Raw genomic sequence first — 24,628 nt, 5'->3', positions numbered from 1 at the left:
AGGGCGGTGTAGAACAATGAAAAAATTTTTACCCTTTGCCATCGTTTTGACGTTTATGATGTGCATCTTGGCAGGGCAACTTTCAGTAAATGCTGAAGGGTCAGTGGTGATTCACAAGGTAGTCAAAGATACGGTTATTTTTGAAGAAGCTTCTACGAATAGTGCGGAGATCGGGGAACTTTCGAAAGGTAGCTTTGTTTCAGTAACAAAAGTAAGTAAAGGTTGGACACATATTCAAACGCCAGAGCAGGAGGGCTATGTCACATCTGATGCTTTAGTCAAGTTGAAGTCTGAGGGATACCTAGTGATTCAAAAGGGTGGTACAACATTATTTACAGCCCCAAGTCAACATGCCCAGCATGTAGGACAGCTCTATGAAGGACGAATAATTTATGTGTATGGCACAGCACCTGGTGGTTGGTCTTTCGTTCAATATGGCGAGGAGATAGGGTATGTAGCGACAAACGCATTAAAAAAACCAGCTCCAACGAAGAAAAAAATTAATGCTGTTGCTGGTGCTGAATTACGTTTAACAGCTAATCCAAACGGAGAAGTTCTTGGTACACTTCCCAATAAAACAACTGTCCAGTATTACATAACACTTGCTGGTTGGGCTTATGTAGAAGCAGGCGACCAAAAAGGGTATGTCAAAGCTTCTGAGCTAGCCGATATTCAGTTAATAGATAATAAAGTTTATAATAAAGGTGTGCCAGTTGCGAAAGGCGCAAAAAAACGGGTAGCCTTAACATTTGATGATGGGCCAGATGCTAAGGTGACACCACAAATTTTGGCAACGTTAAAGAAATACGATGCCAAGGCTACATTCTTTATGGTAGGTAAAAATGTGTCAAGAAATGCTGCAATCGTTAAACAAGTCTATGAAGCAGGGCATGAAATCGGAAACCATACCTTGAGCCATAAAAAATTAACGACCTTATCAATAGCAGGCGTTAAACAAGAAGTCAATGGCACAAGTAATGCTATTTATGCAGCCATCGGGCAGTATCCAACTGTTTTCCGCCCACCCTATGGGGCGACCAATGACCAAGTACGTTCTGTCATGACAATCCCCTCGATTTTGTGGTCGATTGATACACTGGATTGGAAACATCACAATCCAGATAAAATTTTAGCGTATGTCAAAGCCTCTGTAAAAGATGGGAGTATTATTCTAATGCACGATATCCATCAAACGACAGCCAATGGTTTAGAAAATGTTATTCTTTATTTACAAAAACAAGGCTATGAATTTGTTACAGTAAGTGAGATATTACAATAATAGAAAAGCTTTGCAATCGTCTACTCAGAACGAATGCAAAGCTCTTTTTTATTTAAATAAATTGATAGTCGTAATAATAATAGGAATCCCAAATACGTCAATTAAAAATGCGCCGACAATCGGTACGACAAGAAAGGCTTTTTTAGAAGGACCGAAGCGTTGCACAACGGCTGACATATTGGCCATGGCATTTGGTGTTGCGCCTAGACCATGTCCTGCAAAACCTGCTACCATAACAGCAGCATCGTAGTTTTTGCCAAGTAATTTAAATAACACAAAAATACTAAATACAACAATAAAGAATACTTGCGCAAAAACAATGATGAATAATGGTAGTGCCAAATCAGCAATTTCCCATAATTTAATACTCATGAGAGCCATGGAAAGGAATACACCTAATGTGACATCTCCAATTAATGAGATGCTTTTCATATTAATGGCTTCAGGTTTGAATTTATCCATAATATTGCGTACTAATACAGCCACAAACATTGCTCCTACATAGCCAGGTAGAACGAAACCTGTTGCTTCTGAGAATAGTGTGCCGACGTACGTACCAACAGCCATACAGAAAGTAATTAATAAGACTTGTGTAAAGAACGAATCCGATGTAATTTGCTCATGTTTATTTTCATATTCGACTTCTTCCGATTCTTGTTCATCTGGTGTTAAATTATATTTACCTACTAAATATTTGACAATTGGACCACCAATTAAGCCACCAGCAACTAGACCACATGTTGCGGCAGCAGCACCAATTGTCATAGCTGAAGAAATCCCTAAATCTTCTAAGGTTTGGCCAAATGCAGCTGCAGCGCCATGACCACCCTCCATAGAAACGGCACCCGCCATCATACCGATTAAAGGATGGATCCCCATAAGTGAGGCCAGAGATACCCCAATGACATTTTGCATTAACGCTAGGAAGCCACATGCTAGCCAGTAGATAATCAGTAATTTACCACCGAGCTTTACAAGTTTAAAGCTTGCACCTAAGCCAATTGTCGTAAAGAAAGTAATCATAAATAAGCTTTGTAAAGAAGTATCAAGTGATATTTCTAAAATACCCGTTGTTTTTAAGATAGTGGTAAGAGCAGCGAACAATAAACCACCAACCACTGGTGCTGGGATACAGAAACGCTTTAAAAAGCCTATTTTATTGATAAGAAAGCTTCCTAATGCAAAGAGTGCAACAGCTAGGAATACCGTTGTAATTTGATTAATTTCGATCATGAACCTTGCCCCCTAAGTAAGTTGTTCAGTGCCTCATATACAAAATAGGCACCTAATTTCACTGTACGTCCGTTTTCATCTAATAACGGATTGACCTCACAAATATCAAATGAATGGGTGTGAGGGTGTGAAGTGACTTGTTGCAAAATGGAGCGCACAGTCGATGGGTCAAGCCCAAACGGTGATGGAGCACTTACACCTGGAGCAAATGCTGCATTCAATACATCCATACATAATGTTAAAAGAATATAATCATGCTTATCCATAAAATGTTGTAATGCATCCGTTAATTGTTGTTGGTAGGCTACCGTCATTTGATCCTCATAAACATACTTCACGTTTAATTCATCAGCTTTTTCGAAAAGTTCTCTTGTATTGCCGTAGCGTTGAATACCAACAACAAAATAGTCAGCGTGTGGATCCTGCTCTAAAATTTGACGGAACATCGTACCTGACGAAGGTTGTTCATCATATGGTCGTAAATCAAAGTGAGCATCTATATTGATGATGCCGATTTTAGCTTCCTTTGGTAGAGCAGAACGAACGCCTAAATAATGGCCATACAGCGTTTCATGCCCGCCACCTAGCACCACACATGATATGTTTTTTTGTAGTACTGTTGCTACGACTTCACCAAGCTCACGTTGCGCCTCCTCTAAAGCATGGTTTAGACAAACGATATTGCCAACATCAATAATTTGCTGATTGTCCTCAAATGTCCACGGTAAGCTGGCTAAGCCTTCTCGTAGGGCGTTTGGACCATTTGCTGCCCCTACACGGCCTTGATTTCGACGTACCCCTTCATCGCAGATAAAGCCAACGAGAGCAGCACTTTTCTTATCTGAAGCGCTTACATCATTAATCGCAACTCTTTTTACTTGTTGATGTAAACGAAAGCTGCTTGTATTTGTCGTTGAATCTATTCGGCCTTTCCATTGTTTTTGATCTGTCATTGTGTACATAAACTTATCAACCCCATTGTGAATATTATTGTAGAAAAAGTATTGTTGTAATTCATTATATATTCACATAATTATAATTACTAATATATAATTAATATTAATCTATAGCTTTTAACTATAAATCTGGGAGGTATCTATAGGTGGACATAAAACAATTACACTATTTTATCGCTGTTTCAGAACAGATGAATTTCTCAAAAGCCGCAGAAAGACTGCATATTTCGCAGCCTTCCTTAAGTAATGCGATCAAAAAATTAGAACAAGAGATTGGCTCCCCTTTATTAGAGAGAAATACTAGAAATCTGCAATTAACAGAAGCTGGAGAGTTACTTTTTGAACGAGCAAAAGTTATTGTAAAAAATATGGAAGTGCTAAAAATCGAAATGGATGAAGTGATTGTTCATGGCACGAGAGACATCACCATTGGTGTCATGGAATCTATTAAGCATTGGCTGCCAAAGGTAATCGCCAACTATAAAAAAGACTATCCTCACATGAAAATTCACTTAGTCGATATTTTAGGTAGTAAGCGGGTGAAAAAATCCTTGAAAAGCTATAAAACTCATTTAATCATCACCAATCAGCTAATGGATGATCCAGAGTTGGAAGTTCAAACTTTATATGAAGAACGGTTGGTCGCAGTATTACCTTTACATCATCCGTTAGCCCAAAAGGATATTTTAACCATCTCAGATATTTGTGAAGAACCATTTATTATTAGTACCGAGGGCTTTCAAACAAGACGAGATATCTTAACGTCATTTGAACAGGCTGGTAAAAACATCAATATTCAATTTGAAATTGAGCGTTTTGAAACCGCTGTATCGCTTGTACGAGAACATTTAGGAGTGACCATATTACCTGAAAATTACTTGCAAGGACCGACTGCCAAAACGATTGTAAAAAAAGAAATAGAGGGTCTGAATTTAAGTCGCAATGTCTATCTAGTGTACTTAAAAAACCGTCATTTACCATTAGCCATCCGACAATTACTTAAGGATATAGTACAGTTTTTTGAAAATAAATGATGTAAGTCCATAGTAATGAATTTTCTCTTTTATTAGAAAATTCAAAAATAGAACATTGCTTTACTAGAAAAATAGCGGTAACATTTATTGTAAGAATGAAAATGAACATTCATTCATTTTGCGAAGTTCAAGCAAAGGGGGTATCTTCTAATGAATTTTTCCTATAGTGAAAAAGTTGAGAAGTTACAGGACAAGCTGAAGAATTTTATGGAGCAATACATTTATCCAAATGAGGCCGTTTATGCTGCACAGGTTGAGGCAATGGAGGATCGTTGGGGAGCGATTCCACCGATTATGGAGGAGCTGAAACAGAAGGCGCAACAGGCAGGTTTGTGGAATTTATTTTTACCAGATAGTGAATATGGGGCAGGTTTAACCAACTTAGAATATGCACCTTTATGTGAAATCATGGGCCGTTCACTTCTGGCCCCCGAGGTGTTTAACTGTAATGCACCTGACACAGGCAATATGGAAGTACTTGTACGCTATGGAACGGCACAGCAAAAAAAACAGTGGCTAGATCCATTATTACGAGGTGAAATACGGTCCTGCTTTGCGATGACGGAGCCAGCCGTTGCATCCAGTGATGCTACAAATATTGAGGCAAGCATTGAACGCGATGGAGATGAATACATTTTAAATGGCCATAAATGGTGGACAACTGGTGCTGGGGATCCTCGCTGTAGGGTGGCTATTTTTATGGGCAAGCATAAAGATACAACGGCTCCTATCCATGAGCAGCAGTCTATGATTCTTGTACCGATGGATACACCAGGAGTAAAAGTGGAGCGTATGCTAACGGCTTTTGGCTACGACCATGCGCCAGAAGGACATGGTGAGGTTACATTTACCAATGTGCGTGTACCGGTGGAAAATATTTTATGGGGTGAAGGTAAAGGCTTTGCCATTGCGCAAGGCAGACTAGGACCAGGTAGAATTCATCATTGTATGCGTCTTATTGGTGCCGCAGAGCGTGCATTAGAGGAAATGTGTGTACGTGTACAAGCGCGACAGGCATTTCATCGACCACTAGCAGATCAAGGGGTAATGCGGGAGCGCATTGCAGAATCTCGGATGGATATTGAGCAAGCAAGACTTTTAACATTGAAGGCTGCTTATATGATGGACACAGTAGGCAACAAAGAGGCAAAAGCTGAAATTGCTATGATTAAGGTAGTTGCTCCAAATATGGCACTCAGAGTCATTGATCGAGCTATCCAAGCATTTGGTGCTGCTGGGGTAGGTCCCGATACTACGCTTGCTGCACAATGGGCGAATTCTCGTACATTACGTTTAGCGGATGGACCAGATGAGGTGCATCGTAATACCATTGCTAAACTAGAATTGAAAAAGCATGCCAACAAACAAGAGGAGCTGGTGAAATGACGGTCCTAGAGTTATTTAGCTTAAAAGGTAAAACAGCGATTGTTACAGGTGGAGGACGTGGACTCGGTGCGCAAATTGCTCAAGGATTTGCAGAGGCTGGAGCCAATGTGGTCTTATGCTCACGAAAGGTGGAGGCATGTGAGGAGGTTGCCGCAGGACTCGAAAAGCTTGGTGTTCAAGCATTAGCTCTAGCCTGTGATGTCACAAAGCCTGAGGATATTGCCAATGTGGTAGCCCAAACGATTACAACATTTGGTAGAATTGATATTTTAGTCAATAACAGTGGCGCATCATGGGGAACACCTGCCATTGATATGCCCTACGAAGCCTGGCAAAAAGTATTTGATGTCAATGTCAACGGGACATTTTTATTCAGCCAAGCCGTTGGCAAAATTATGCTAGAGCAGAAAAGCGGCAAAATCATTAATATTGCTTCTATTGCTGGACTAGGTGGGACGCTACCAGCCTTTATGGATACGATTGCCTATAACGCGAGTAAAGGGGCTGTCATTACTTTAACGAAGGATTTAGCCGTCAAATGGGGGCCACATGGAGTCAATGTCAACGCTATTGCACCAGGTTTTTTCCCTACGAAAATGTCCAATGTCTTAATCGAACGTGGACAAGACTATTTGATGGGTGTTACACCGTTGAAACGCTTAGGCTCCGAAAATGATTTGAAGGGCGTAGCTTTATTTTTAGCAGCACCAGCTTCGGACTATGTAACAGGGGATGTCATTGTAGTAGATGGGGGCATGAGCTCCATTATTTAAGGAGGGAAATAGAATGGATACGATGCAAGTAAGGTCAAGTGAACGTTTGGATGTTGATAAACTACATGCCTTTTTAGAGAGTTATTTCACTGAGCTTCCACAGGGGAAGCTTGAAATAGCACAATTTAGTGCAGGGCATTCCAATTTGACGTATTGTTTAAAAATAGCTGATTTTGAAGCTGTTCTACGTCGTCCTCCGCTTGGACCAGTTGCCAAAAAAGCGCATGATATGAAGCGGGAATTTACGATTTTATCGGCACTGCATCCATTTTTACCATCGGTTCCAAAACCATATGTCTATGTAGAGGATCGAGACATTATCGGTAGTGATTTCTTTTTAATGGAGCGCAAAAAAGGAATCGTCCTTGATACACATTTTCCAAAAGGCACAGAACCAACAGAGGAGCTAGCACGTCAATTGTCCGAACTGATGGTTGATTCTTTAGTTGCATTACATGCTATTCCTTATCAGGACACTCCGTTAAAGGATATCGTGAAGCCTGACGGATTTCTTGAAAGACAAGTGTATGGCTGGATTGAGCGTTATGAAAATGCGAAAACAGCAGAACATGCAGAAGTAGCGATGTTAACAGAGTGGTTAAAAAACAATCTTCCGTCCAATCATGAGGCAACCATTATTCATTATGATTATAAATTGAATAATGCAATGTTCTCCGAGGACTATACCGAAATGATTGGCCTTTTTGATTGGGAGATGGCAACAGTAGGGGACCCACTTGCTGATATTGGTGTAGCTATGAGTTATTGGATGCAAGCGGATGACCCGAAGATGCTATTATATGCACTTGGTGAACCACCTGTAACTGTATTACCAGGCTTTTATACCCGACAGCAATTTATTGATCGTTATGCAGAGAAAAGTGGGCGAGATGTGTCAGCTATTCATTATTACTGTACATTTGCTTATTTTAAATTAGCCGTTATTTGTCAGCAAATCTATTATCGCTATGTTCAAGGACAAACGCAGGATGATCGCTTTGCTCAGATGGATAAAATGGTCGCTGCCCTCATACAACAAGCTTCTCAATCAATATGATTTTATGGAAAAACGGTTACTTTTAATAAAGTAGCTGTTTTTTATAGCCCATTATAAACAGATTATCCGACATTAATTTATATAATTATTTATACTAACTCGCACAAAATTTACTCAAAAAACATAATAAATCACGTACAAGAAATTAAAAGAGGAGGGAACGTTTGTTCTTTTAGGTGGGAGTGTTAATCAATAACTATTTATTGTTTTTCGATAAAAAATAATTGACTTGCAATAAAAATAACGCTATCATCAATTACAACAAGGATTTAACAAATGGAGGAAGAAATAATGGGGAAATATTTACTTGCCACAATTCCGATGATCATGGGGATCGTATGTTTATTTATAAAAGGCCTTATAGGAGATGAGATACTAGCAGATGGTACGATAGTGGAGAAAAACTTCTTTTTAATTCCATTGAGCTATTTATTTTTCTTTAGCGGTATACTTACATTCTTGATTGTGGCGTTATCTTCTACATTCAAAAAGCAAACTTCCATATAATAATGCTAAAAACAGGCTCTAAATAGGGCCTGTTTTTTATAACCATGTTTGATCTAGCTTATCACTGTAGTAGTGAATAGCTTTTTTATAATCTTGAATGCCTTGATGATTGGCTGTGCGTAATATCGTGTTCAATAATGTTTCCATTGATTTTGCATGTTCGCCAAGATTATAGAGTGTCATGGCATAGAAGACCTTGATATGCTCAGCCTTGGGGAACTCTTGAATGGCTTGTTCAAAGATCCGTTTTGCTTGCTCGTATTGCCCTATAGTCCGATAGGTGCTCCCTAAACCGAGATAGGCATCCACTAAAACTTCTGGTTCTAGCCCCAACTTTATCGCTTCTTCGTAGTGCGGAACAGCCTCTTTTTCCTGCCCTAAAGAATCAAATGTCCAAGCACATTGAAAGTGATAATAAGCATTTTGAGGCTGTTCCTTGACCAGTGCCACCATACATTGATTTGCTTCCTCAAGCTGTCCGTTTTTTCTTAATGTAAGTATGTGTTCTAATTGTTTGTCCATTATATTTAACCTCTTCTTTACTTAAGTAACTTACCATTCATAAAAACAATCTTCTATCAGCAACTCAAATGAATCAGCTATTCGCTTAATTTCTCCACAATCATGATCGCAAATAAAAACATGGCCTGATGGATCGATGAAAATGGGATTACCCACACCATCCATTGAAATAACATAGCTCGTTTCTAAAACATTTGGAGATAGGAACTCTTTATATTGTTGACGGAAATCCAGTGTTAAATCGACAACGGTTTCGTTTCCTAGACTTGAGCCGTTAGAAAAAGCATGGATTGCTATACCTGCATATGCCCCACCAAACGTTTCAATGAACGCTACGTAATCGCTGTGAAATTGTACATGAAGTTGTTGCTGTGCCTCTATTATTTCTCTTTGACTTGCAGGTTTACCCACTAACGTTTGATGCTTCTCATTAAATAAAAATAACCGCAAACGCTTTAGTAGATCTTCCTTCATAGACATTCTCCTTTTATTCAGTATACACGATCCTTCATTGCTAGGAATCTGTGGGAATGATATTGTTAATGTAAATAATAACATCTACTGGGGTGATAGAATGCTAGAGCGTTCAATGGAAAAAACACGGGAAAACCAAGAGGGAAGGGAGTGATGATATAAAAATAGAAAAGAGGATGAAGATAATGACATATCAAAAACTTATGTGTGATGGATTTGAATTAAACTATTGTATAAAGGGGCAAGGCCAACCAATTTTAGTGGTGGGGAGTAGTGTTTATTATCCACGTCTGTTCTCAGAAGACTTTTATCAACATTTCCAGGTGATTTTTTTAGATCATCGAGGTTTTGGTAAGCCAGCTCAAGCATTTACGCAAGAAGATTACACATTAAACAAAATAGTGAAGGATATGGAGTATGCGAGACAAATCCTACAGCTAGATAATTTAATAGTGTTAGGACATTCAGGACATGCATTTATGGCAATGGCGTATGCCACAGCTTATCCCCAGCATGTTCAAAAACTCGTACTATTAAATACAGCAACATCGAATAGTCAAGAAAGACAGCAACAAAGCTTGTCTTATTTTGAGGCACATGCAAGTATGGAGCGTAACATCAATTTGCGCACGAAATAGCCTTATTGGAGCAGGATCTAAAGAAGGAGCCTGAACGACGCTTTGTTCATATGTGTATTCGTATGGGGGCGCATAGTTTTTATGATTTTATGTTCAATGCTACCTCTATGTGGGATAACGTTCATCCGAATATGGAAATTATTGATTATCTATGGGGAGTAGCTTTTGCGGAGCAGAATCTTTTACAACAAATGCTACAAGTTAACAAGCCAATTTTTTTAGGTCTAGGCAGGTATGATTATTTAGTAGCCCCTATTTCATTATGGGATGCAGTTGATCATATTCCCTATGTAAAGAAAGTCATTTTTGAAAAAAGTGGTCATAATCCTATGTTTGAAGAGCCTGTATTTTTTAATGAACAACTAATTCAATGGATAAACGAGGGGTAGTCGAATGGCTGGTTATGCTTGTATAGCAATTAACCAGCCTATTTTAATAATAAAAAGAGAAAAGCCAAAGTATCAACTACCTCAACAAGTTTTACGTATCGCATCAATGTTTTGACAGTCCATAATGACAGGCCGTGCCATATCATCGATTTGAAGGAAGTACCCGCAACAGCTTTGCGGAATAAGATAAATAAAGTATATTCCTAGAAATTGGCTGCCATCTGAGAGGTATACATCTACTAAAGTCCCTGGTTCAAAACATTCTAAGTGACTACAAATACAGCTTTGACAATGCTTTTCAATTTGATTTTGTTTCTGATATTTTTTTTCAAATTGGGGACTATTATAATATTTTATTTTATAAGAATCTTCCTCAATAATAGGATGATCTACGCTGGGAGAGTGACCAAAGTAAACATTCTTTGAGTCACAATAGCATTTAGAAAATTTATGATAATTGTTAAATTCCCAATTCATTCGTGTTAAATATCTGTTTCCATCCATTTCTAAAACGCTCCTTTATGATTACAATGTCATGCTAGCATGAGTCATCTATTTCTAGTCTATGTTAAAGAGCCCTTTAGGAGATGGTAAAATGTCCATTTATCTGTACAATATAAGAAAAGACTAAACTCATTAGTAGAGTTTAGTCTTTCAAGTTGTAATCGCCTTTCAATAAGCCATATATCTCTAAATCAACAACACCCTTACCAGACCATAATGAAGCTTGTCTCAGAAGACCTTCTTTTAAAAATCCATTTTTTAACAGAACCTTTTTCGAGGGTTCATTTAAAGGCATGACTTCTGCCTGTATTCGATTAACATTTACCTCTTCCAATAAAAATTTTACGATTGTTGCAACTGCCTCTGATGCAATGCCTTTTCCCCAGGATGCTTCAGCTAAATAGTAACCGATTGTTACCATATCTACTTTTTGATTAAAGTCCATCGCTTCGATAATCCCTACTAGTTTTTCACGCTGTGATATTTCGAAGATCCCCCATTTAATCCTGCTTTTCTTCGTATAATCACGTTCAAAATGGCCAATCATTTTTTGAACAGTTTGAAGGTTATGTTTTGGGATGATGCCACAATACTCAAATACCTTGTCATTATCATAAATAGCAAATAGCTCTTGTATATGTGAGTCTTCAATTTTTTTAAATTGTAAAGTAGCTGAATGTAGGGTAGGGAACTGCTTAAATACTTTCTCAATAATCATCGACCTTGCTCCTTTATTATTCTTTAATGGGAATGTAGATTTTCATTTTCATCTCCTGTGGGTAGATCGATTGCATGACATCGGTTATTTCAAAATCAGGACCTGTATCGCGCTCATAATTAGAATTCGGCAACCATACTCCGTAAATGAAACGTCTTGTATTTTGAATTCCTTCCGCAGTACCATTCAATGTAAATTCTGCATATTTACCAGCAGGAATTTCAAGGTGGGTGAAGCCTTTCTCTAATTGCTCCTCAAAGATTTCGACTTCCTCTCCTACAATAAAAGAAAACCGGCCATCCTCCTGAAAGTTTGTAGAAATGCCATACGCCATATTAGGGGCTACCTTATGGGAGATTCGTTCATAATATTGCTGCTGACCAAAATCCAAATAAAAGCCAGGGATTTCTGCATAGTATTGTTCGTCTTGTAAGGACGTTTTGTATTCATAGCCTGTAATACGTTTTTTAGATAAGTGAAGTATTTCCGGTCGCTGCATAGGGAGTTCTCCTTCCAGTTTATAATCCAAAAAGTTTATTTTGGTTTGAAATGGTATGGAGTTGGCTCCTTTTCGGTATTTAGCAGGTGTGACACCAAAATACTGAACAAATGCCCGTGTAAATGCCTCCTGAGAACCATATTGAAAGTTGATTGCAATCTCAAGTATATTCTGCGTTGTTGTTGCTAATAAGGAAGCTGCTTCAGAAAGCCTCCTGTTGCGAATATACTGCTGCACAGAAAAACCTGTAATGGCTTGGAAAAGTCGTTGGAAATGAAATGCTGAAAAGTAAGACTGAGAAGAAATATCTGTAATCGTTAACTTTTCACGTAGGTTTTTCTCAATAAACTCTATGGCGTTTTGAATTCTTTCAAAATAATCCATACCATCATCCTTTCTTAACTCAATGGTACCGTTTAATGGGAAGGGTTTTTTGATAATTTGTGCTAATTTGTACATTAAATTGTAATGTATAGGAAATCAATAGAAACATTGATTAAAACAACAATTAAATGTATAATTTAACTAAATTTACAAGAAAGTGAGTGATAGATGATGATAGTCAGCTCTGTTTTCCCATTGAATATAATTAAGGTGCGGGAGAATAAATAGATTAGTTGATTTCTTCCGCAAACAATCGGAGGAGAATATATGTACAAAAATTACGGACCGTTAAGCACAGCACTTTATGATTTTACGAAACCAGTTGGATACTCGCTTGATGGAGATATTGAATATTATCTAGAACGACTGCAAGGTGTAAAGGGGAAGATTCTAGAAGCAGGGGTTGGTTCTGGACGTTTCTATATTCCTTTTATGGAAAAAGGCTTTGAAATAGAGGGAATTGATCATTCCCCAGAAATGCTAGCATCCTGTCGAAAAAGATGCCAAGAACGAGGATTGACGCCAGTGCTGTATGAAGGAAATGTTTGCCAATTCACCTTAGGTCAACAATACGAAGCCATTGTTATGCCTACAGGCTCATTTTGTTTAATTGAAAACCATCAAGAAGCACTATCAGCTTTAACCTCTATGTATCAGCACCTTGTCCCTGGTGGGAGACTCCTAGTAGATTTATTACTTCCTACAGACTGGAAAACAGGAGAAATTACGACATCTTACCATCAAATTTCACAAGATGAAGGAATTGCCCTTGAAAGAAAATCGATTGCCATGAATTGGGTGGAGCAATATACGCTGATGGTTTTAAAATATGAGAAGTGGCAACAAGGCACATTAAGTGATACGGAACTACAAAAGTTTTTATTACGCTGGTATGGGATTGAAGAATTTAAGCTTCTATTACAAAGTGTTGGCTTTTCTGCAATAACTTGTTCTGCGAATTATAAGTTCCTTCAACAACCAACTGAAGAAACGTCACTCATAACGTTTGAAGCGGTACGTTAATTAAAATGACCAGTACTCCTTAAAAGAGTACTGGTCATTTTTACGAATTAGTCAAGCTTTAATTTTGTTGCAGTTCCTACTCCTTTTGTATGCACATCGACTTCAATTTGAACTTCAAGATTAGGGTAGAGGGTTTGCCAGTTCTTTTTAATTCGATTCCATGCTCGATAGTCCTCTCGGTGTAATACATTACTAAATTTTAATAAATCGGCTTGATAGGTTTGTTGAATTGTTTGAAGCGTACGTTCTAATCGTTCCTTGATTTGTTTGCTCGTTTCTTTATTTAAAGCATCGATGGTTTTTGATTTCGTTAAATCCAAAGAGCAACTTACCTCTGCAACGTTTTGCTCAATATCAAGTTTAATGGAAATCGAGGGTACATCATTTTGAAAATGACCCGTCATTTTAGTAGAAGAATTAATAATTTCTGTTGAGATTTTCCCTTCTTCAGGACAAGCAATAATTTCAAATGTACTTTTTATATTATTATTTAAAAAATTATAGTCTCTGCTTTCTTGTTCTGATAAATAGCCGATGAGCTTATAATTTTTAAAAATAGCCAGTCCACCATATTTTAATTGTGCAGGGCTATCAATTTTTTCTATATTCGAGTTAAAATCTCCAGCATCTGCATCACCGTATATATGAATAGAGGGTAAGACGGCACTATGATCAATACTGCCTAACGATTGAATTAAATCATCAAGAATAACAGATTCTGTTGTGCCCAATACTGCTTCAGAAACCTTTAATGATTTAAACATTTTGCTAGCAGGCACATCCTCTAAAGGGGTTAAAACACTTAATATTTCTTGTGCAGTCGAATCATGTGAAACAATAAAGTTAAAATCACTTCGTCCTTCTGGGTCTCTTTGAAATAAATCTAAAATGCTATTCATACCTTCCTCAGCCATTTCTTCACCAATAATAATAATTTGGGCATGCGCATAATAAGGCTTTCTAGGTGTGAGCGCTGTTAATTTTCGAATGGCATCAAATAATGATTTTCCTTTTGCATGGTAGGTAAAAACAGGGACCTGAATGCCAGATGCTTTGTTCGAAGCCACTTGACTTGGACTAACAATCTGAACAGAAATTTCGAATAGCTCGTCCGATTTATCCACTCCAACAGCCGTAACAATAGCTAGTTCGTTTAACTCCCGCTTATTCCAGCATCCACCTAGTAAAAGAAGTACTGACAGCAATAGGATGAATGATACCTTGTGTTTAATGGTGGACACCTCCTCTAGGAAAAGAAGACATTTCGGATACTATTAAGGATAAGCAAAAGACAGGCAAAATAATCAATAATGAAAATCTCAATGAATCTTTTTGAAGGAGAATAAAATGAAGAAAACAAACTGTGAAATGGAGGTAAGGAAAATGAAACAATCCTTATTTAAAGGTGTAGAGGCCATTTTTATTCCAATAAAAGATCCTAAATTATCGGCTAAATGGTATGAGGAAATACTCGGATTTAAGCTTCAATATATAGAAGAGGGCGCAGCAGTTATGAAAATCACTGAACAATCCCCCACGGTCATTTGCTTAGTAAAAGCTAAGGAGCATCAGCCATGTCATTTTCCAGACAATCACTTTGGTGTGGGGAAATATGTAAACTTCCTCTCTCAAAATATTGAAGAGACCTATTTATTTCTAGTAGATCATCATGTTCAAGTCGAGGCTTTAGAAGGAGAAGGGGACACCAAATTTTTTACCTTCTATGACCCTGATGGGAATCCTTTAGGTGTTTGTCAATCATTATAAGCGGGTCACTGCGTTAACAGTGACCCTAGTAACAAATCTAGGAGGTGTAAGGCTAATTAGCTTTACACTACTATAGTATACTAATTCTCTATATTGAAATAGTTAATTGCCTGGGTAATAAAAAGAAAATTTAGAATTTTATAAAATTAAATGGGATGGACCTATTTTTTAACAATATGCATATAATGGATAGTTTCAAAAGCACATAAGTAATCTGTTCGATTTTGAAAATACAGCTCTTGAATCGCTGTAGGAGATAGATGTTCATATATAAGCAAACCTAATCGATCTAGCATCCTCTCCATGTCCTCATAAGCATAGCATGATTTCATTGGCTCACCACCAACTGCGGCCATTTTGACCATGTTTTCTACTCTATTGGAGAGTCCTTTTTCCGTGAAGAGTGTTTCATCAGCATAATCCAAAACAATGGAACTACCTGATGGAACTAAGGCAAATAGATGATTGAGTAAACTTGCTAATTCATCTTTTGTTAAATAATAGGACACACCTAACAGACTAAAAAATGTTTTTTTAGATTGAAAGCCTTGCTCTGAAAATAATTGAGATTGAAATTGCTTTGTAAAATCCATCGGTACAAAATGCAGATAATTCAAGAGGGGGAGAGAAGCTTCCTGTAATCTTTTCATTTTTGATTCCTGTGTTGTGGGATAATCCACCTCAAAAATTTCCAGCATGGTTTGTCCTTGCTCCTGACGATAGGGAAAAGTATCAAAGCCAGCACCTAAGATGACATATTGCTCGACACCAAGCTGTATTTCGCTATGCAAGACCCTTTCACAATAAGCAGCACGTGCCAAAGGAGTCGGTGAGAGTTGAACTTGTGTTATCCATTTTATTAATTCCTTTGAATCGTCTTTAAATTTTGTAGCGATATCTTTATTAAAAAATTCAATGCCTTGTATCAAATTAGCTTGGATATTTTGATATTCTTCTTGTGAAATCAATTCTTTGGCTATATAATCATCAAAAATTTTCGGCGTATCAAATTGGCTATGGTAGGCTCTACTAAAGGCAGCAACTAATGAAGTGATACTAGATTCCTGTTGATTCATACCAACACTCCTTAACAAAAAATAGGATTCCCCTGGCCAGGAGAATCCTATTATATATAATATTTATTTAAATGTAAATTTTAGCATAAAAACATTTTTTTGTCAAGTTTTAGGTACTGAGAAAGAGGAGTAATATGAAAAAATTTAAAATAGGCTTATCTTTACTCTTAGCAGTAATTGTTAGTGTTATGCTCATTACATGGAAAGATCAAAGCTATTCTGCTATTGATCTATTAGAAAATGCTAATTTTCATGTGGAAAATTCCACTGTTACGCTACATCGTATAGATACAGATACAGAAGATATCTTTTCTGAAATGAAAATATCAAAAGAAACACAGCAAGAATTGATACAGTCTTTTCAACAGGCAACATTCAAAAAAACAGCCATAAAAACTATTGATTACGATTACCGAATGACAATTTCACTCAGTACAAGCTACCCGATGTTCATTGATTCTAAAAATAAAATATTGGTTCTCCTTAACACAAATGAAAGCTTTGAACTGATAAAAGATCACGCTTTTTTTAGTCTTTTAGAAAAAGCAATGGAAGATTCACAGAATTAGTTAGTATCCAACACAAGCTAAATAAGTAGGGATACAGCATAGATCTTCCCTGTGAATTATGTAGATGAACCAACTGGGAATGGTGAATTTCACACCTCCTTTTATAGTGACCATTCTGATGAAGAACTCGGTATCTGATATGAGGTAAAAATAAAGGCACACAACAATTGAACTGGAGTGTCACGGCTTCGGAAGGGAAAATATGGGCTAAAGGTAGAGTAGCTGCTGAAGGATAAATATCTTTACTGGAAAAAGAAGCCTATATAAGTCAGAGGAGCGTGTGCTATAGATGGAGCTGACGGCGTGTTTGATTTGCCATTTAATTAGTAGAGTAAAAAATTTTTAAGAATGTGTAACTTTTTAAAACATCAGCCGTCTAACTCATCAGTAGAATACAAAGAACTAAAGCAAACTAGTAACATTCACTTTTCACAAAAGGGCCAGGATTCACATTTTTTCGTGTTTCCTGGTCTTTTTGTGGTGGTGGTCCTATAATTTAACGAAAAAATAAAGAATTTATGAAACCTTTAGCCTGTTCATTCGTATTGTAATTTGAATCTAAAGCTAGACAAGATTTAGTAAGATTCACTTTCACTTAAAAGACTAGAGCTTACATCATCATGTGAGAGTCTAGTCTTTTTTGTATGGTTGTTCAGATATTGTTCAGTATAATATGTTAATCTATGAATGAAGATATTTCATAGTCTTCAACCTAAACGCAAAATGGCCAGTTCTCTTTAAAAGAGTGACTGGTCTTTTTGTTTAATGTTCCTTTACAGACGTGTTTCTTCAACATATTTTATGAATAGCCCGAAAAATTAGTAGCTTCACCTATCATAGTTAAAACCATAGAGACCTGTATGGTTGTAACAGCGCATGTCTTGCTTGTATTGCTTTCCCATCACCATGCGAGAATGATGAAGTGGATTTCATGCTTTTAGCAGAAATTTTTCAGTTAGAGCAGGGGGAGCATTGTTATCAATTTCAGTTTGTAGAAACATACTTTAAATTGTGTGAAAATAGCAAACAGTCACCCACCTATACAGTGGGGCTGTCATTGGTAAATGACCCTGTGTCATGAGCTACGGTTAGTCATTTATGAGATTTCGTTATTTCTTATTTTAATGAAACTAAGAAAGACTTAAAATTTGATAGAATGATTTATTTTCTCGAAAAAGCATTAATTCCCCCTAAAATCCTATTGGAAAATATTTTAACTTGTTCAGCGCCTCAAGTTGTCGTAGTATTATAACGAATCAAAACTAAGTAAGTTAGTAAGATTCACTTTCACAATAAAACCAGGTGCTCCCCAAAAGAGAGCATCTGGTTTTTTGTTTATATACGATATAGCTGTATACTTAGCGATACCCGATCCATATTGCCTAAGCACACAGTGATTATTTTTTCTCAGCTGCAATGATTAAAAACATAGGTCTCCGTAGTTCATTTTGCATGTCCGGAATATTTTTTAGCATTTCCTCTGAAGGCATAGGTTCCTTCACCGCACTTATCGTAAATCCAGCTTGTATTAAGACATTCATATAAGTAGACAGTGTGCGATGGTATTTAATAACATTTTCGGTAAGGAAGGTCGTTTCTCGAATGCCTTCTGTCTGATAATGATCAACTGCCCAATGCAGGCGGTTGCCATTCTCATCGTAGACCCAATCTTGTTCATTGCGTGATGTGTATATAGGATGCTCTACAGAAAAGACAAATGAACCATTAGGTTTTAGATAAGCATAAACCTTCTTACAAAGTGCTTCGAAGGATTGTACATAGTGAATCGCTAATGAACTAATTACTACATCAAATTGAGAAGCGGAGAAATGGATATCTTCGATCGGCATCTTTAAATAGGTAATAAAAGGATCATTCGTTTTTTCCTGCGCTTTTTGCAGCATTTTTTCTGATAAATCCACACCAATTACTGATTTTGCCTGTTGTTCACGGGCATAGCGACAATGCCAGCCGAAGCCACAGCCTAGATCAAGTACGGTCTTATCCTGGAAATCTGGAAGAAGTGCTTTTAATACGTGCCATTCACCTGCCGCGTCTAGTCCTTGAACAGAACGTGGCATTTTTTCATATTCGGAAAAGAAATTGATTTCATCATATTTATTTTGTTTCATGTATAGAACACTCCTATCAATTAAGTTCGCCCCCTAAATCTACTGACAACCTAGGAGGCTAGCTATCTTCTTCTAACCATTGTTCCACCTCATGTAACTATTTTTTTTACTATAACACATGATCATTCAGACATACCTAAAAAATAGGAGAAGAACAGACTTGGCGTCACTTGATTATGAGTAAGAAATAAATAATAAGTATTAGAGGAAGCCGAATACACTCCTCGTCAAATCAAAAAGATCCCATCTCTAAAATTTAGAGATGAGAGCTACTGTCCTTTATATACTTTTAATCTAACCACTCAATTGAACAATCGTTAAGGAGCGGTTAGCATAACTAGCGACGAAGGAATCTGAAGCTGCACTGGCTCCCACCAAATCACCTGCGGCTAATGTAGCTTGAACCACATAGGCCGAGCTACTTCTATTGACAACATTAAAGACTGCAATGCCGTTTAGAAAAATCGGTTGACCATTGACGGTAATGCTAACTGTGAAAAATGGTTGATCAGGATCAGGGGCTGCTGTTGCTTGCGCATTAATCGAAATGGTGATTTGATAGACACCGTCATTTTGAACGACCAATTCATTCCCAGATGGGCTAACCGTAACATTTGATAGCGCACCAACCACTTGGAAAGTGACGGGTGTTGGATCAGGTGATAAAGGGCCCAATGTATCTCCTCTAAGGGATCCGTACGCTAAAACACTTCGATCTGGTGAAGGGACAGGAACAACAGGACCAGGAAGTGCAACAATTTTTGGAAAATATTTCATTTCATTTGGACAACAGTTCTGACATGTATGTTTACCGAACATTCTCTAACCCTCCTTTATGCTCTCAATATAAATATTATATTCAACTCTCTTATCTTTAATTGAACGGACACCTAGGCTACAGATTAGATAAAATCTAAAAACACTAGTATTTTTAAGTAGTTATTTGTTGATGGTCTCCATTTTGTTAGAAGTATTCCAAAGTTTGAGATGTTATTTCAACTCATATAAAAAGAAAGCCCAGTATCAAGTCTGGGCTTTCCTTAGTTAGCGGTATCAAAAAAGCTACTTTCTCGCCTGAATCAAGGTGAACCAACTTTTTCCATTTAATGTACCAGAAACTCTGTATATGGGTTGATAGAAATCTTTTGTATCATACATATACGAGAGCTCTATTAAATCGACAGTAAGCTGATCGCCTTTTTTTATCAACAGTTCTTCTTCTGTTACGAGTGCATTATATTTTATCTGTGGAAATTCGCCCTTTTTAATTCGCTCATACACCTCTGCAGGTGACAAAATATTTACTTCACGGATCAATTGATGCTCATGAATATTATACGATAATGAATACAAACTACCATCTGGCTTCAAACCGAGCTCTACCTCACCAAGCCAATAATCTTGGTTCAATTCAGCTTGGTCAGGAAGCGTCCATTCAAATACGCCATTATCCAAAGCTGTAAACTCCCCATCTTTAGGAAGGAGAGAAAGCTCAACCATCATACTCTTTGCCTTCTTCACAAGTGTCTCTTGCACAGCTAAGGAAGGTTGCACGGGCGTATAAAGATCGTCTGTTAGCGACCAATTTCCCTCTGAATTAATAAATAGCGTATACGAGTTCTCTTCTTTATCTTTCAATAAGAGCTCACGATCACCACTAATATCCTGCCGACTTAACTCTGATAAATCCAATTTCTTTTGCAACAAAGTCTCAACTTCATCTGTATGAATTATTTTTTTATACACGGGGGCAACGGTAGATGCTGTATGTAAATCTAATGAGGTTGTTACATCAACATCCGACATATTTGATTTTGTGTAGGCATTAATTGCTAAATGACCAAATTCCTGTTGAGCGTAGACAATCATCATGCCAATAAAAATCAAACCCATCATGAGAGGAATGGCTAGGTTACCGATCAAACTTTTCATTTTTATTTTTTTATGCTGAACAATGGAAGATCCTAGTCTATATAACTGGTATCCAATAATCCCACCAAGCGAGTTGTTGATTAAGTCATCAAGCTCGAAAATCCCTGCTCCTGTAAGTGTTTGATACGTTTCAATGGATAAGGTTGCCATCACCACTACAGGAAGAAGCCATTTAAACAATTTAAATTTAGAGAAAAGTAAAGGTAAGAAAATGCCTAGTGGCACAAACATTAAAATGTTAAAAATACAATTTTGAAGATCACGTAACGAGTATTTCTTCCATGCATCTATATAGCCACTAAATGGTTGTAGATTCATTTGCATGAAATGGGAAGAACCACGCCCAAAAATCGTTAGTTCACACACAAATACAATATAGCCGATAAAGAGTGCTACAAGTATCAGTTGCTTAAAGTTTATTTTTTTTCGATTTGACTGATGTTTTTTATGATAGAGGAAATAATAAAGTCCAATAAGTAAGAACTCAGCACCAACTATAAGGATGACTGGCAACATTAAAATTCGAATGTTATTCATAATATCTGTAACGCCCAAGACAAGATGCTCCTAACTATGTTAATCTATTGTCGACTTTTCTTATTGTAAATGGTAATTATTAATAATTATTGAGAAAAATTATGAAGATTTCTTAAGATTTTGTAGCATACCTAATTGAGGGAAAATGCTTTTATTTTCCGTGAAAAAGGGGAGGAACAGTCTAGGGATTATCAACAAAGTTTGTGAAAATTGCACGTTTAGAGGCAAAGATAAACCTTGCTGTTTCGATTTATCAGCATAATTTTATGGGCAATAAAGTATAGGTAGGCATTTTTTATAAGACTTCCGTTGTATTGTCTTGTCAGTCCTTGTAATCAAAATTGACATAAACAATTGTCAGAAAATATCAATATACCCTATAATAAATAAAAAAGCTGAGAATAAGAGGTGAACTTATGGGGAAACCAGTAGATTACAATCTATTTCCGGGTTATCAAAACACACTTGACTCCAGACTTGATGAACGTAAGGAAGAATTTATTGAGGAACTAGAAAGAGCAAAAATTGATGGACATATACTTGAATTTGAGAAAACACCAGAAGAATTGCCCCAATAGTAAGAGCAAAGCATCTTGAAAAAAGATGCTTTTTTCTTTTATTTGGAGCTTGTTTATATGTATAAATTGGGCTTTTCACTGCAAGGAACTCTGCCTTTTTAAGCGATAATAATTGAGAGAAATGTCAATAATCAATAGGATGTAGAGTACACTAAATACATTTAAAATTAACGAAGGCAGAGGGAAAATGACCTCTCTAATCAATATTAACCAAATAGTGGTTGATACTAAAACAATCGCATCCAATAAAATAACCATAGTATGTTTGTAGGCTTTAAAAATAAAATTAAATACAACTAGCCTTACTATAAGTGGCGTTGTTAAGAAAAATGAATAGATCTGTGTAATTTCTTCTAGGCTCACATGCATCTCCCTTTGGTGTTATTTGAGTTAAATAAGCGGCAACAAATAAAAATAGGACTATTAACAGTAGTCCTATTTTAAGAGTATAGCATATAAATGTCTATTTTTCCATTTTACGTAAATAGGCGAGCTGTCCAATATGATAGGCATTATGGGTAGCGGCATTAGATATGATGGCCCACCATTGCGCTTTCACAGGGAACCCATTTACGATAGATAAAAGTTGCTCTTCCTCAATTAATTCTTGCCACGTAAGTAGGATATGTAATAACTTTTCTTTTAATTCATAGAAAGTTACCTCCTCTTTAACTAGAAACGTATTCGCATTATTTGTTTGCGAAGGAGCCTTCACTTGATTTTCTCGATACCGTATTTGCCAAATTTCATTCCAGTAGATTAGATGCTGGACAATTTCAGCCATACTATGGCTAGAAGAATCGGGTTTCCAAAAGGCTTCTGCTTCAGATAACCCTTCTACGACTTCAGAAAATGAGATATACCAACTTGGGTCATTTGCATTAGCTAAAAGTTGATCTAACAAAATGGTCTTAGCCTCCATCATTCACGTTCCTTTCTTCAAAGTAATTTATTGAATAGTATAACATTTTAAGTTTTAATATACCGATAAAATAGTAGTTCTGACTAGCTTTTATGAATGCAACAATAAAAAAGCTGCAGCTTATTAGAGCTACAGCAAATATAGATGCGGATTTTAACACTAGTTAAATCAGGCAAATCAGCTTCTATTTTCAGCTTTTTCCGATTCTTCTTTTTTACTTCTAAGTAGTAATGCCATGAATAAGAAACTGGCCACCCAAAAGGCAAAGAATAAATTTTCTAGCAAAGCCCAATGACCATTTTTAATATAATTCCAAATGGTTGTAAATAAAAAAATAATGATGAAGAATGCGATATATAAGCATTTTCCGAATGTAGTCACTTCAAGCACCTCTATTATTAATCATCACACATAAGAAAAGAAGAACGTAATAAAACCCTCTGTTTCACTCGTTATGGGTAATACACTCAAGGTTAGTGTGTGTAAATTTTGGTTACTTATACATCCACCGAAAAAATAGAAGGTAACACTTACCATATAACAACTTTTTTAAAAAAAATTTCAAAATTAGCGTATTCGCGTTATGTTAGACTGAACTTAAGAAATAGGTGGAAGGGACGGAAATAGAGTGAGACAGTATGCCAACAAAGAAGAATTGATTAGTACGATTAACGAAAAGTATAAAAAATATATTGCCGAATTTCATGATATACCAGAAATCTTGAAAAACAAACGGATTAAAGAAGTTGATAAAACGCCATCTGAAAATCTTTCTTATCAACTTGGTTGGATAAATCTTTTGCTTCACTGGGAGCAAAAAGAACAAAAGTGCGAAGAAGTACATACACCTGCAGAAGGCTATAAATGGAATAATCTAAGTGGATTGTATAACTCTTTTTATAAACAATACGGAGAGTACTCTTTGAAGGAACAACAAGCAATGCTTAATGAAGCTGTCAATCATTTATGTGAGTGGTTAAATACCCTTTCAGAAAAGGAATTATTTGAAGTTGATCAAAGACGATGGGCAAAAACACAAGCTAATTGGCCCGTTTGGAAGTGGGTTCATATTAACTCAGTTGCTCCATTTACAAATTTCAGAACCAAAATTCGAAAATGGAAGAAGATGAACCTTTAAAAGATTAGATGTTCCTTACTATAACAAACCAAACGAATTGACTTTAGCCTTCCACAAATGGAGGGCTTTTTATTATCCACTATGACAACAAGTGCGATGGGTTATGGTACGTTTTACTGTATCTCGATGCTTCATATGAAGGAGGTGGAAGGGAATCAATCAAGCAACAATCTTTCAGCGAGCTGCTATTATGGTGTCATGTCAGTCCTTCTCTACAAAAGTAGTGAAGTTTTTTTATGCCGCCGGAACTGAGCTGGTACATTAGCTCATACGAAAATGTAATTACATAATATAAAACTACTATTCGAATGACTATTGTAAAAGATAAATATGTACTATTTTACATAGAATTTAGAATATTCATATTAAATAACAAAGTATTTATTATTTTTCTGTTAAAATTATTATGTTAAACAATATTTTGGTATTGTTTGATAATTACCGATAATTTTGTTAAGAGGATTTAAAACTTATCTTTACTAAACAGGAATAGGGAGGGATTACGCAAAGTATGAGTAGGTGGGGAAATCCAAGTATTTGAACGCATTAACAGCTTCAGCGGTTGTAGTAACACCGATTACAAGGATGTACAGCGCTCGCC

25 protein-coding genes and 1 pseudogene are annotated in these 24,628 nt (G+C 36.7%); 12 read left to right on the top strand and 14 right to left on the bottom strand.

Features of this window, described 5'->3' with window-relative positions; all coding sequences use genetic code 11:
• Positions 1-16: 16 nt before the first annotated feature.
• Positions 17-1,279 (top strand): polysaccharide deacetylase family protein, encoded by a 1,263-nt coding sequence (locus tag AC1RFD_RS07925; RefSeq protein WP_492474785.1) that lies wholly within the window; start codon positions 17-19, stop codon positions 1,277-1,279.
• A 48-nt stretch (positions 1,280-1,327) separates the two neighbouring features.
• Here AC1RFD_RS07925 and gltS read toward each other — a convergent pair whose 3' ends face one another.
• Positions 1,328-2,512 carry a sodium/glutamate symporter gene (gene gltS, locus AC1RFD_RS07920; protein WP_492474784.1) on the bottom strand — a complete coding sequence of 395 codons (1,185 nt, stop codon included), beginning with the start codon at positions 2,510-2,512 and terminating at the stop codon, positions 1,328-1,330.
• Positions 2,509-3,474: a formimidoylglutamase gene (hutG, locus tag AC1RFD_RS07915; protein WP_347722537.1), complete on the bottom strand. Its 966-nt coding sequence runs from the start codon at positions 3,472-3,474 to the stop codon at positions 2,509-2,511. The genes gltS and hutG overlap by 4 nt, the downstream gene beginning before the upstream one ends.
• Before the next feature lie 140 nt (positions 3,475-3,614).
• On the opposite strand from hutG, the gene AC1RFD_RS07910 reads away from it, so the two are divergent.
• The 5 genes from AC1RFD_RS07910 (at position 3,615) to AC1RFD_RS07890 (ending at position 8,225) form a co-directional block, all read left to right on the top strand.
• Complete coding sequence (locus tag AC1RFD_RS07910) at positions 3,615-4,502, top strand: LysR family transcriptional regulator (protein ID WP_103118286.1); 888 nt, start codon at positions 3,615-3,617, stop codon at positions 4,500-4,502.
• 150 nt (positions 4,503-4,652) lie between these two features.
• A complete protein-coding gene (locus AC1RFD_RS07905; protein WP_103118285.1) occupies positions 4,653-5,888 on the top strand; it encodes an acyl-CoA dehydrogenase family protein in 1,236 nt (411 codons plus the stop codon).
• Entirely contained in the window at positions 5,885-6,661 is a 777-nt protein-coding gene (locus tag AC1RFD_RS07900; protein ID WP_048392531.1) for an SDR family oxidoreductase, read from the top strand. Before AC1RFD_RS07905 ends, AC1RFD_RS07900 begins: the two co-directional genes overlap by 4 nt.
• 13 nt (positions 6,662-6,674) lie before the next feature.
• A complete protein-coding gene (locus AC1RFD_RS07895) occupies positions 6,675-7,718 on the top strand; it encodes a phosphotransferase family protein (protein ID WP_305192853.1) in 1,044 nt (347 codons plus the stop codon).
• Between the two features lie 291 nt (positions 7,719-8,009).
• On the top strand, positions 8,010-8,225 hold the full coding sequence (locus tag AC1RFD_RS07890) for a DUF3955 domain-containing protein (protein ID WP_244205579.1): 216 nt from the start codon (positions 8,010-8,012) through the stop codon (positions 8,223-8,225).
• A gap of 36 nt (positions 8,226-8,261) precedes the next feature.
• Here the strand turns inward: AC1RFD_RS07890 and AC1RFD_RS07885 are convergent, their stop codons facing one another.
• Together AC1RFD_RS07885 and AC1RFD_RS07880 are read right to left on the bottom strand one after the other, a co-directional pair.
• Complete coding sequence (locus AC1RFD_RS07885) at positions 8,262-8,747, bottom strand: tetratricopeptide repeat protein (RefSeq protein WP_103118282.1); 486 nt, start codon at positions 8,745-8,747, stop codon at positions 8,262-8,264.
• A gap of 30 nt (positions 8,748-8,777) precedes the next feature.
• Positions 8,778-9,221 carry an SMI1/KNR4 family protein gene (locus AC1RFD_RS07880; protein ID WP_281216322.1) on the bottom strand — a complete coding sequence of 148 codons (444 nt, stop codon included), beginning with the start codon at positions 9,219-9,221 and terminating at the stop codon, positions 8,778-8,780.
• A 185-nt stretch (positions 9,222-9,406) separates the two neighbouring features.
• Here AC1RFD_RS07880 and AC1RFD_RS07875 point away from each other — a divergent pair.
• A pseudogene (locus tag AC1RFD_RS07875) lies at positions 9,407-10,248 on the top strand (alpha/beta fold hydrolase).
• 81 nt (positions 10,249-10,329) lie between these two features.
• Here AC1RFD_RS07875 and AC1RFD_RS07870 read toward each other — a convergent pair.
• From AC1RFD_RS07870 to AC1RFD_RS07860, 3 genes are all read right to left on the bottom strand, one after another.
• The gene (locus AC1RFD_RS07870; RefSeq protein ID WP_066037268.1) at positions 10,330-10,752 is read right to left on the bottom strand and encodes a hypothetical protein; all 423 of its coding nucleotides are present in this window, start codon (positions 10,750-10,752) and stop codon (positions 10,330-10,332) included.
• A gap of 142 nt (positions 10,753-10,894) precedes the next feature.
• Positions 10,895-11,470, bottom strand: coding sequence for a GNAT family N-acetyltransferase (locus AC1RFD_RS07865; RefSeq protein WP_326140896.1), 576 nt, complete (start codon positions 11,468-11,470; stop codon positions 10,895-10,897).
• 16 nt (positions 11,471-11,486) lie between these two features.
• Entirely contained in the window at positions 11,487-12,353 is an 867-nt protein-coding gene (locus AC1RFD_RS07860) for an AraC family transcriptional regulator (protein ID WP_066037269.1), read from the bottom strand.
• Between the two features lie 267 nt (positions 12,354-12,620).
• Here AC1RFD_RS07860 and AC1RFD_RS07855 point away from each other — a divergent pair, with 267 nt between their 5' ends.
• Positions 12,621-13,376: a class I SAM-dependent methyltransferase gene (locus tag AC1RFD_RS07855; protein WP_492474783.1), complete on the top strand. Its 756-nt coding sequence runs from the start codon at positions 12,621-12,623 to the stop codon at positions 13,374-13,376.
• Between the two features lie 47 nt (positions 13,377-13,423).
• Here AC1RFD_RS07855 and AC1RFD_RS07850 read toward each other — a convergent pair whose 3' ends face one another.
• Complete coding sequence (locus tag AC1RFD_RS07850; protein WP_492474782.1) at positions 13,424-14,617, bottom strand: Ger(x)C family spore germination protein; 1,194 nt, start codon at positions 14,615-14,617, stop codon at positions 13,424-13,426.
• Between the two features lie 142 nt (positions 14,618-14,759).
• On the opposite strand from AC1RFD_RS07850, the gene AC1RFD_RS07845 reads away from it, so the two are divergent.
• Positions 14,760-15,143 carry a VOC family protein gene (locus AC1RFD_RS07845; RefSeq protein WP_131520058.1) on the top strand — a complete coding sequence of 128 codons (384 nt, stop codon included), beginning with the start codon at positions 14,760-14,762 and terminating at the stop codon, positions 15,141-15,143.
• A gap of 161 nt (positions 15,144-15,304) precedes the next feature.
• Here AC1RFD_RS07845 and AC1RFD_RS07840 read toward each other — a convergent pair whose 3' ends face one another.
• The gene (locus AC1RFD_RS07840) at positions 15,305-16,219 is read right to left on the bottom strand and encodes a class I SAM-dependent methyltransferase (RefSeq protein ID WP_328012408.1); all 915 of its coding nucleotides are present in this window, start codon (positions 16,217-16,219) and stop codon (positions 15,305-15,307) included.
• Positions 16,220-16,353: 134 nt separating this feature from the next.
• Between AC1RFD_RS07840 and AC1RFD_RS07835 the strand changes: the two genes are divergently transcribed.
• Entirely contained in the window at positions 16,354-16,788 is a 435-nt protein-coding gene (locus tag AC1RFD_RS07835; RefSeq protein ID WP_436455381.1) for a hypothetical protein, read from the top strand.
• A gap of 1,397 nt (positions 16,789-18,185) precedes the next feature.
• Here AC1RFD_RS07835 and AC1RFD_RS07830 read toward each other — a convergent pair.
• The 3 genes from AC1RFD_RS07830 to AC1RFD_RS07820 all read right to left on the bottom strand — a co-directional run bounded on the left by AC1RFD_RS07830 (position 18,186) and on the right by AC1RFD_RS07820 (position 21,407).
• Positions 18,186-18,920 carry a class I SAM-dependent methyltransferase gene (locus tag AC1RFD_RS07830; RefSeq protein WP_492474781.1) on the bottom strand — a complete coding sequence of 245 codons (735 nt, stop codon included), beginning with the start codon at positions 18,918-18,920 and terminating at the stop codon, positions 18,186-18,188.
• Positions 18,921-19,214: 294 nt separating this feature from the next.
• Positions 19,215-19,739 (bottom strand): hypothetical protein, encoded by a 525-nt coding sequence (locus tag AC1RFD_RS07825; protein ID WP_103118271.1) that lies wholly within the window; start codon positions 19,737-19,739, stop codon positions 19,215-19,217.
• Positions 19,740-19,982: 243 nt separating this feature from the next.
• Positions 19,983-21,407: a VanZ family protein gene (locus tag AC1RFD_RS07820; RefSeq protein ID WP_492474779.1), complete on the bottom strand. Its 1,425-nt coding sequence runs from the start codon at positions 21,405-21,407 to the stop codon at positions 19,983-19,985.
• 398 nt (positions 21,408-21,805) lie between these two features.
• Between AC1RFD_RS07820 and AC1RFD_RS07815 the strand changes: the two genes are divergently transcribed.
• Positions 21,806-21,967, top strand: a complete 162-nt coding sequence (locus AC1RFD_RS07815; protein WP_279495215.1) for a hypothetical protein — start codon at positions 21,806-21,808, stop codon at positions 21,965-21,967.
• A gap of 463 nt (positions 21,968-22,430) precedes the next feature.
• Here AC1RFD_RS07815 and AC1RFD_RS07810 read toward each other — a convergent pair whose 3' ends face one another.
• Entirely contained in the window at positions 22,431-22,892 is a 462-nt protein-coding gene (locus AC1RFD_RS07810) for a DinB family protein (protein WP_048392558.1), read from the bottom strand.
• Positions 22,893-23,066: 174 nt separating this feature from the next.
• The gene (locus AC1RFD_RS07805; RefSeq protein ID WP_048392560.1) at positions 23,067-23,270 is read right to left on the bottom strand and encodes a hypothetical protein; all 204 of its coding nucleotides are present in this window, start codon (positions 23,268-23,270) and stop codon (positions 23,067-23,069) included.
• Between the two features lie 247 nt (positions 23,271-23,517).
• Between AC1RFD_RS07805 and AC1RFD_RS07800 the strand changes: the two genes are divergently transcribed.
• Positions 23,518-24,027, top strand: coding sequence for a ClbS/DfsB family four-helix bundle protein (locus AC1RFD_RS07800; protein WP_115673276.1), 510 nt, complete (start codon positions 23,518-23,520; stop codon positions 24,025-24,027).
• The last annotated feature ends 601 nt before the right edge of the window (positions 24,028-24,628 follow it).

Source organism: Lysinibacillus sp. GW823-FHT02G10 (genome assembly GCF_058797135.1).
This window is presented reverse-complemented; position numbering and strand designations above follow the sequence as displayed.

What these genes read in the sequence shown, in the direction of transcription:
- AC1RFD_RS07925 (WP_492474785.1), top strand. Translation starts at nt 17, where the DNA reads ATGAAAAAATTTTTACCCTTTGCCATCGTTTTGACGTTTATGATGTGC.
- gltS (WP_492474784.1), bottom strand. Translation starts at nt 2,512, where the DNA reads ATGATCGAAATTAATCAAATTACAACGGTATTCCTAGCTGTTGCACTC.
- AC1RFD_RS07860 (WP_066037269.1), bottom strand. Translation starts at nt 12,353, where the DNA reads ATGGATTATTTTGAAAGAATTCAAAACGCCATAGAGTTTATTGAGAAA.
- AC1RFD_RS07825 (WP_103118271.1), bottom strand. Translation starts at nt 19,739, where the DNA reads ATGTTCGGTAAACATACATGTCAGAACTGTTGTCCAAATGAAATGAAA.
- hutG (WP_347722537.1), bottom strand. Translation starts at nt 3,474, where the DNA reads ATGTACACAATGACAGATCAAAAACAATGGAAAGGCCGAATAGATTCA.
- AC1RFD_RS07830 (WP_492474781.1), bottom strand. Translation starts at nt 18,920, where the DNA reads ATGAAACAAAATAAATATGATGAAATCAATTTCTTTTCCGAATATGAA.
- AC1RFD_RS07890 (WP_244205579.1), top strand. Translation starts at nt 8,010, where the DNA reads ATGGGGAAATATTTACTTGCCACAATTCCGATGATCATGGGGATCGTA.
- AC1RFD_RS07905 (WP_103118285.1), top strand. Translation starts at nt 4,653, where the DNA reads ATGAATTTTTCCTATAGTGAAAAAGTTGAGAAGTTACAGGACAAGCTG.
- AC1RFD_RS07870 (WP_066037268.1), bottom strand. Translation starts at nt 10,752, where the DNA reads ATGGATGGAAACAGATATTTAACACGAATGAATTGGGAATTTAACAAT.
- AC1RFD_RS07815 (WP_279495215.1), top strand. Translation starts at nt 21,806, where the DNA reads ATGGGGAAACCAGTAGATTACAATCTATTTCCGGGTTATCAAAACACA.
- AC1RFD_RS07840 (WP_328012408.1), bottom strand. Translation starts at nt 16,219, where the DNA reads ATGAATCAACAGGAATCTAGTATCACTTCATTAGTTGCTGCCTTTAGT.
- AC1RFD_RS07895 (WP_305192853.1), top strand. Translation starts at nt 6,675, where the DNA reads ATGGATACGATGCAAGTAAGGTCAAGTGAACGTTTGGATGTTGATAAA.
- AC1RFD_RS07900 (WP_048392531.1), top strand. Translation starts at nt 5,885, where the DNA reads ATGACGGTCCTAGAGTTATTTAGCTTAAAAGGTAAAACAGCGATTGTT.
- AC1RFD_RS07810 (WP_048392558.1), bottom strand. Translation starts at nt 22,892, where the DNA reads ATGATGGAGGCTAAGACCATTTTGTTAGATCAACTTTTAGCTAATGCA.
- AC1RFD_RS07880 (WP_281216322.1), bottom strand. Translation starts at nt 9,221, where the DNA reads ATGAAGGAAGATCTACTAAAGCGTTTGCGGTTATTTTTATTTAATGAG.
- AC1RFD_RS07855 (WP_492474783.1), top strand. Translation starts at nt 12,621, where the DNA reads ATGTACAAAAATTACGGACCGTTAAGCACAGCACTTTATGATTTTACG.
- AC1RFD_RS07885 (WP_103118282.1), bottom strand. Translation starts at nt 8,747, where the DNA reads ATGGACAAACAATTAGAACACATACTTACATTAAGAAAAAACGGACAG.
- AC1RFD_RS07865 (WP_326140896.1), bottom strand. Translation starts at nt 11,470, where the DNA reads ATGATTATTGAGAAAGTATTTAAGCAGTTCCCTACCCTACATTCAGCT.
- AC1RFD_RS07835 (WP_436455381.1), top strand. Translation starts at nt 16,354, where the DNA reads ATGAAAAAATTTAAAATAGGCTTATCTTTACTCTTAGCAGTAATTGTT.
- AC1RFD_RS07845 (WP_131520058.1), top strand. Translation starts at nt 14,760, where the DNA reads ATGAAACAATCCTTATTTAAAGGTGTAGAGGCCATTTTTATTCCAATA.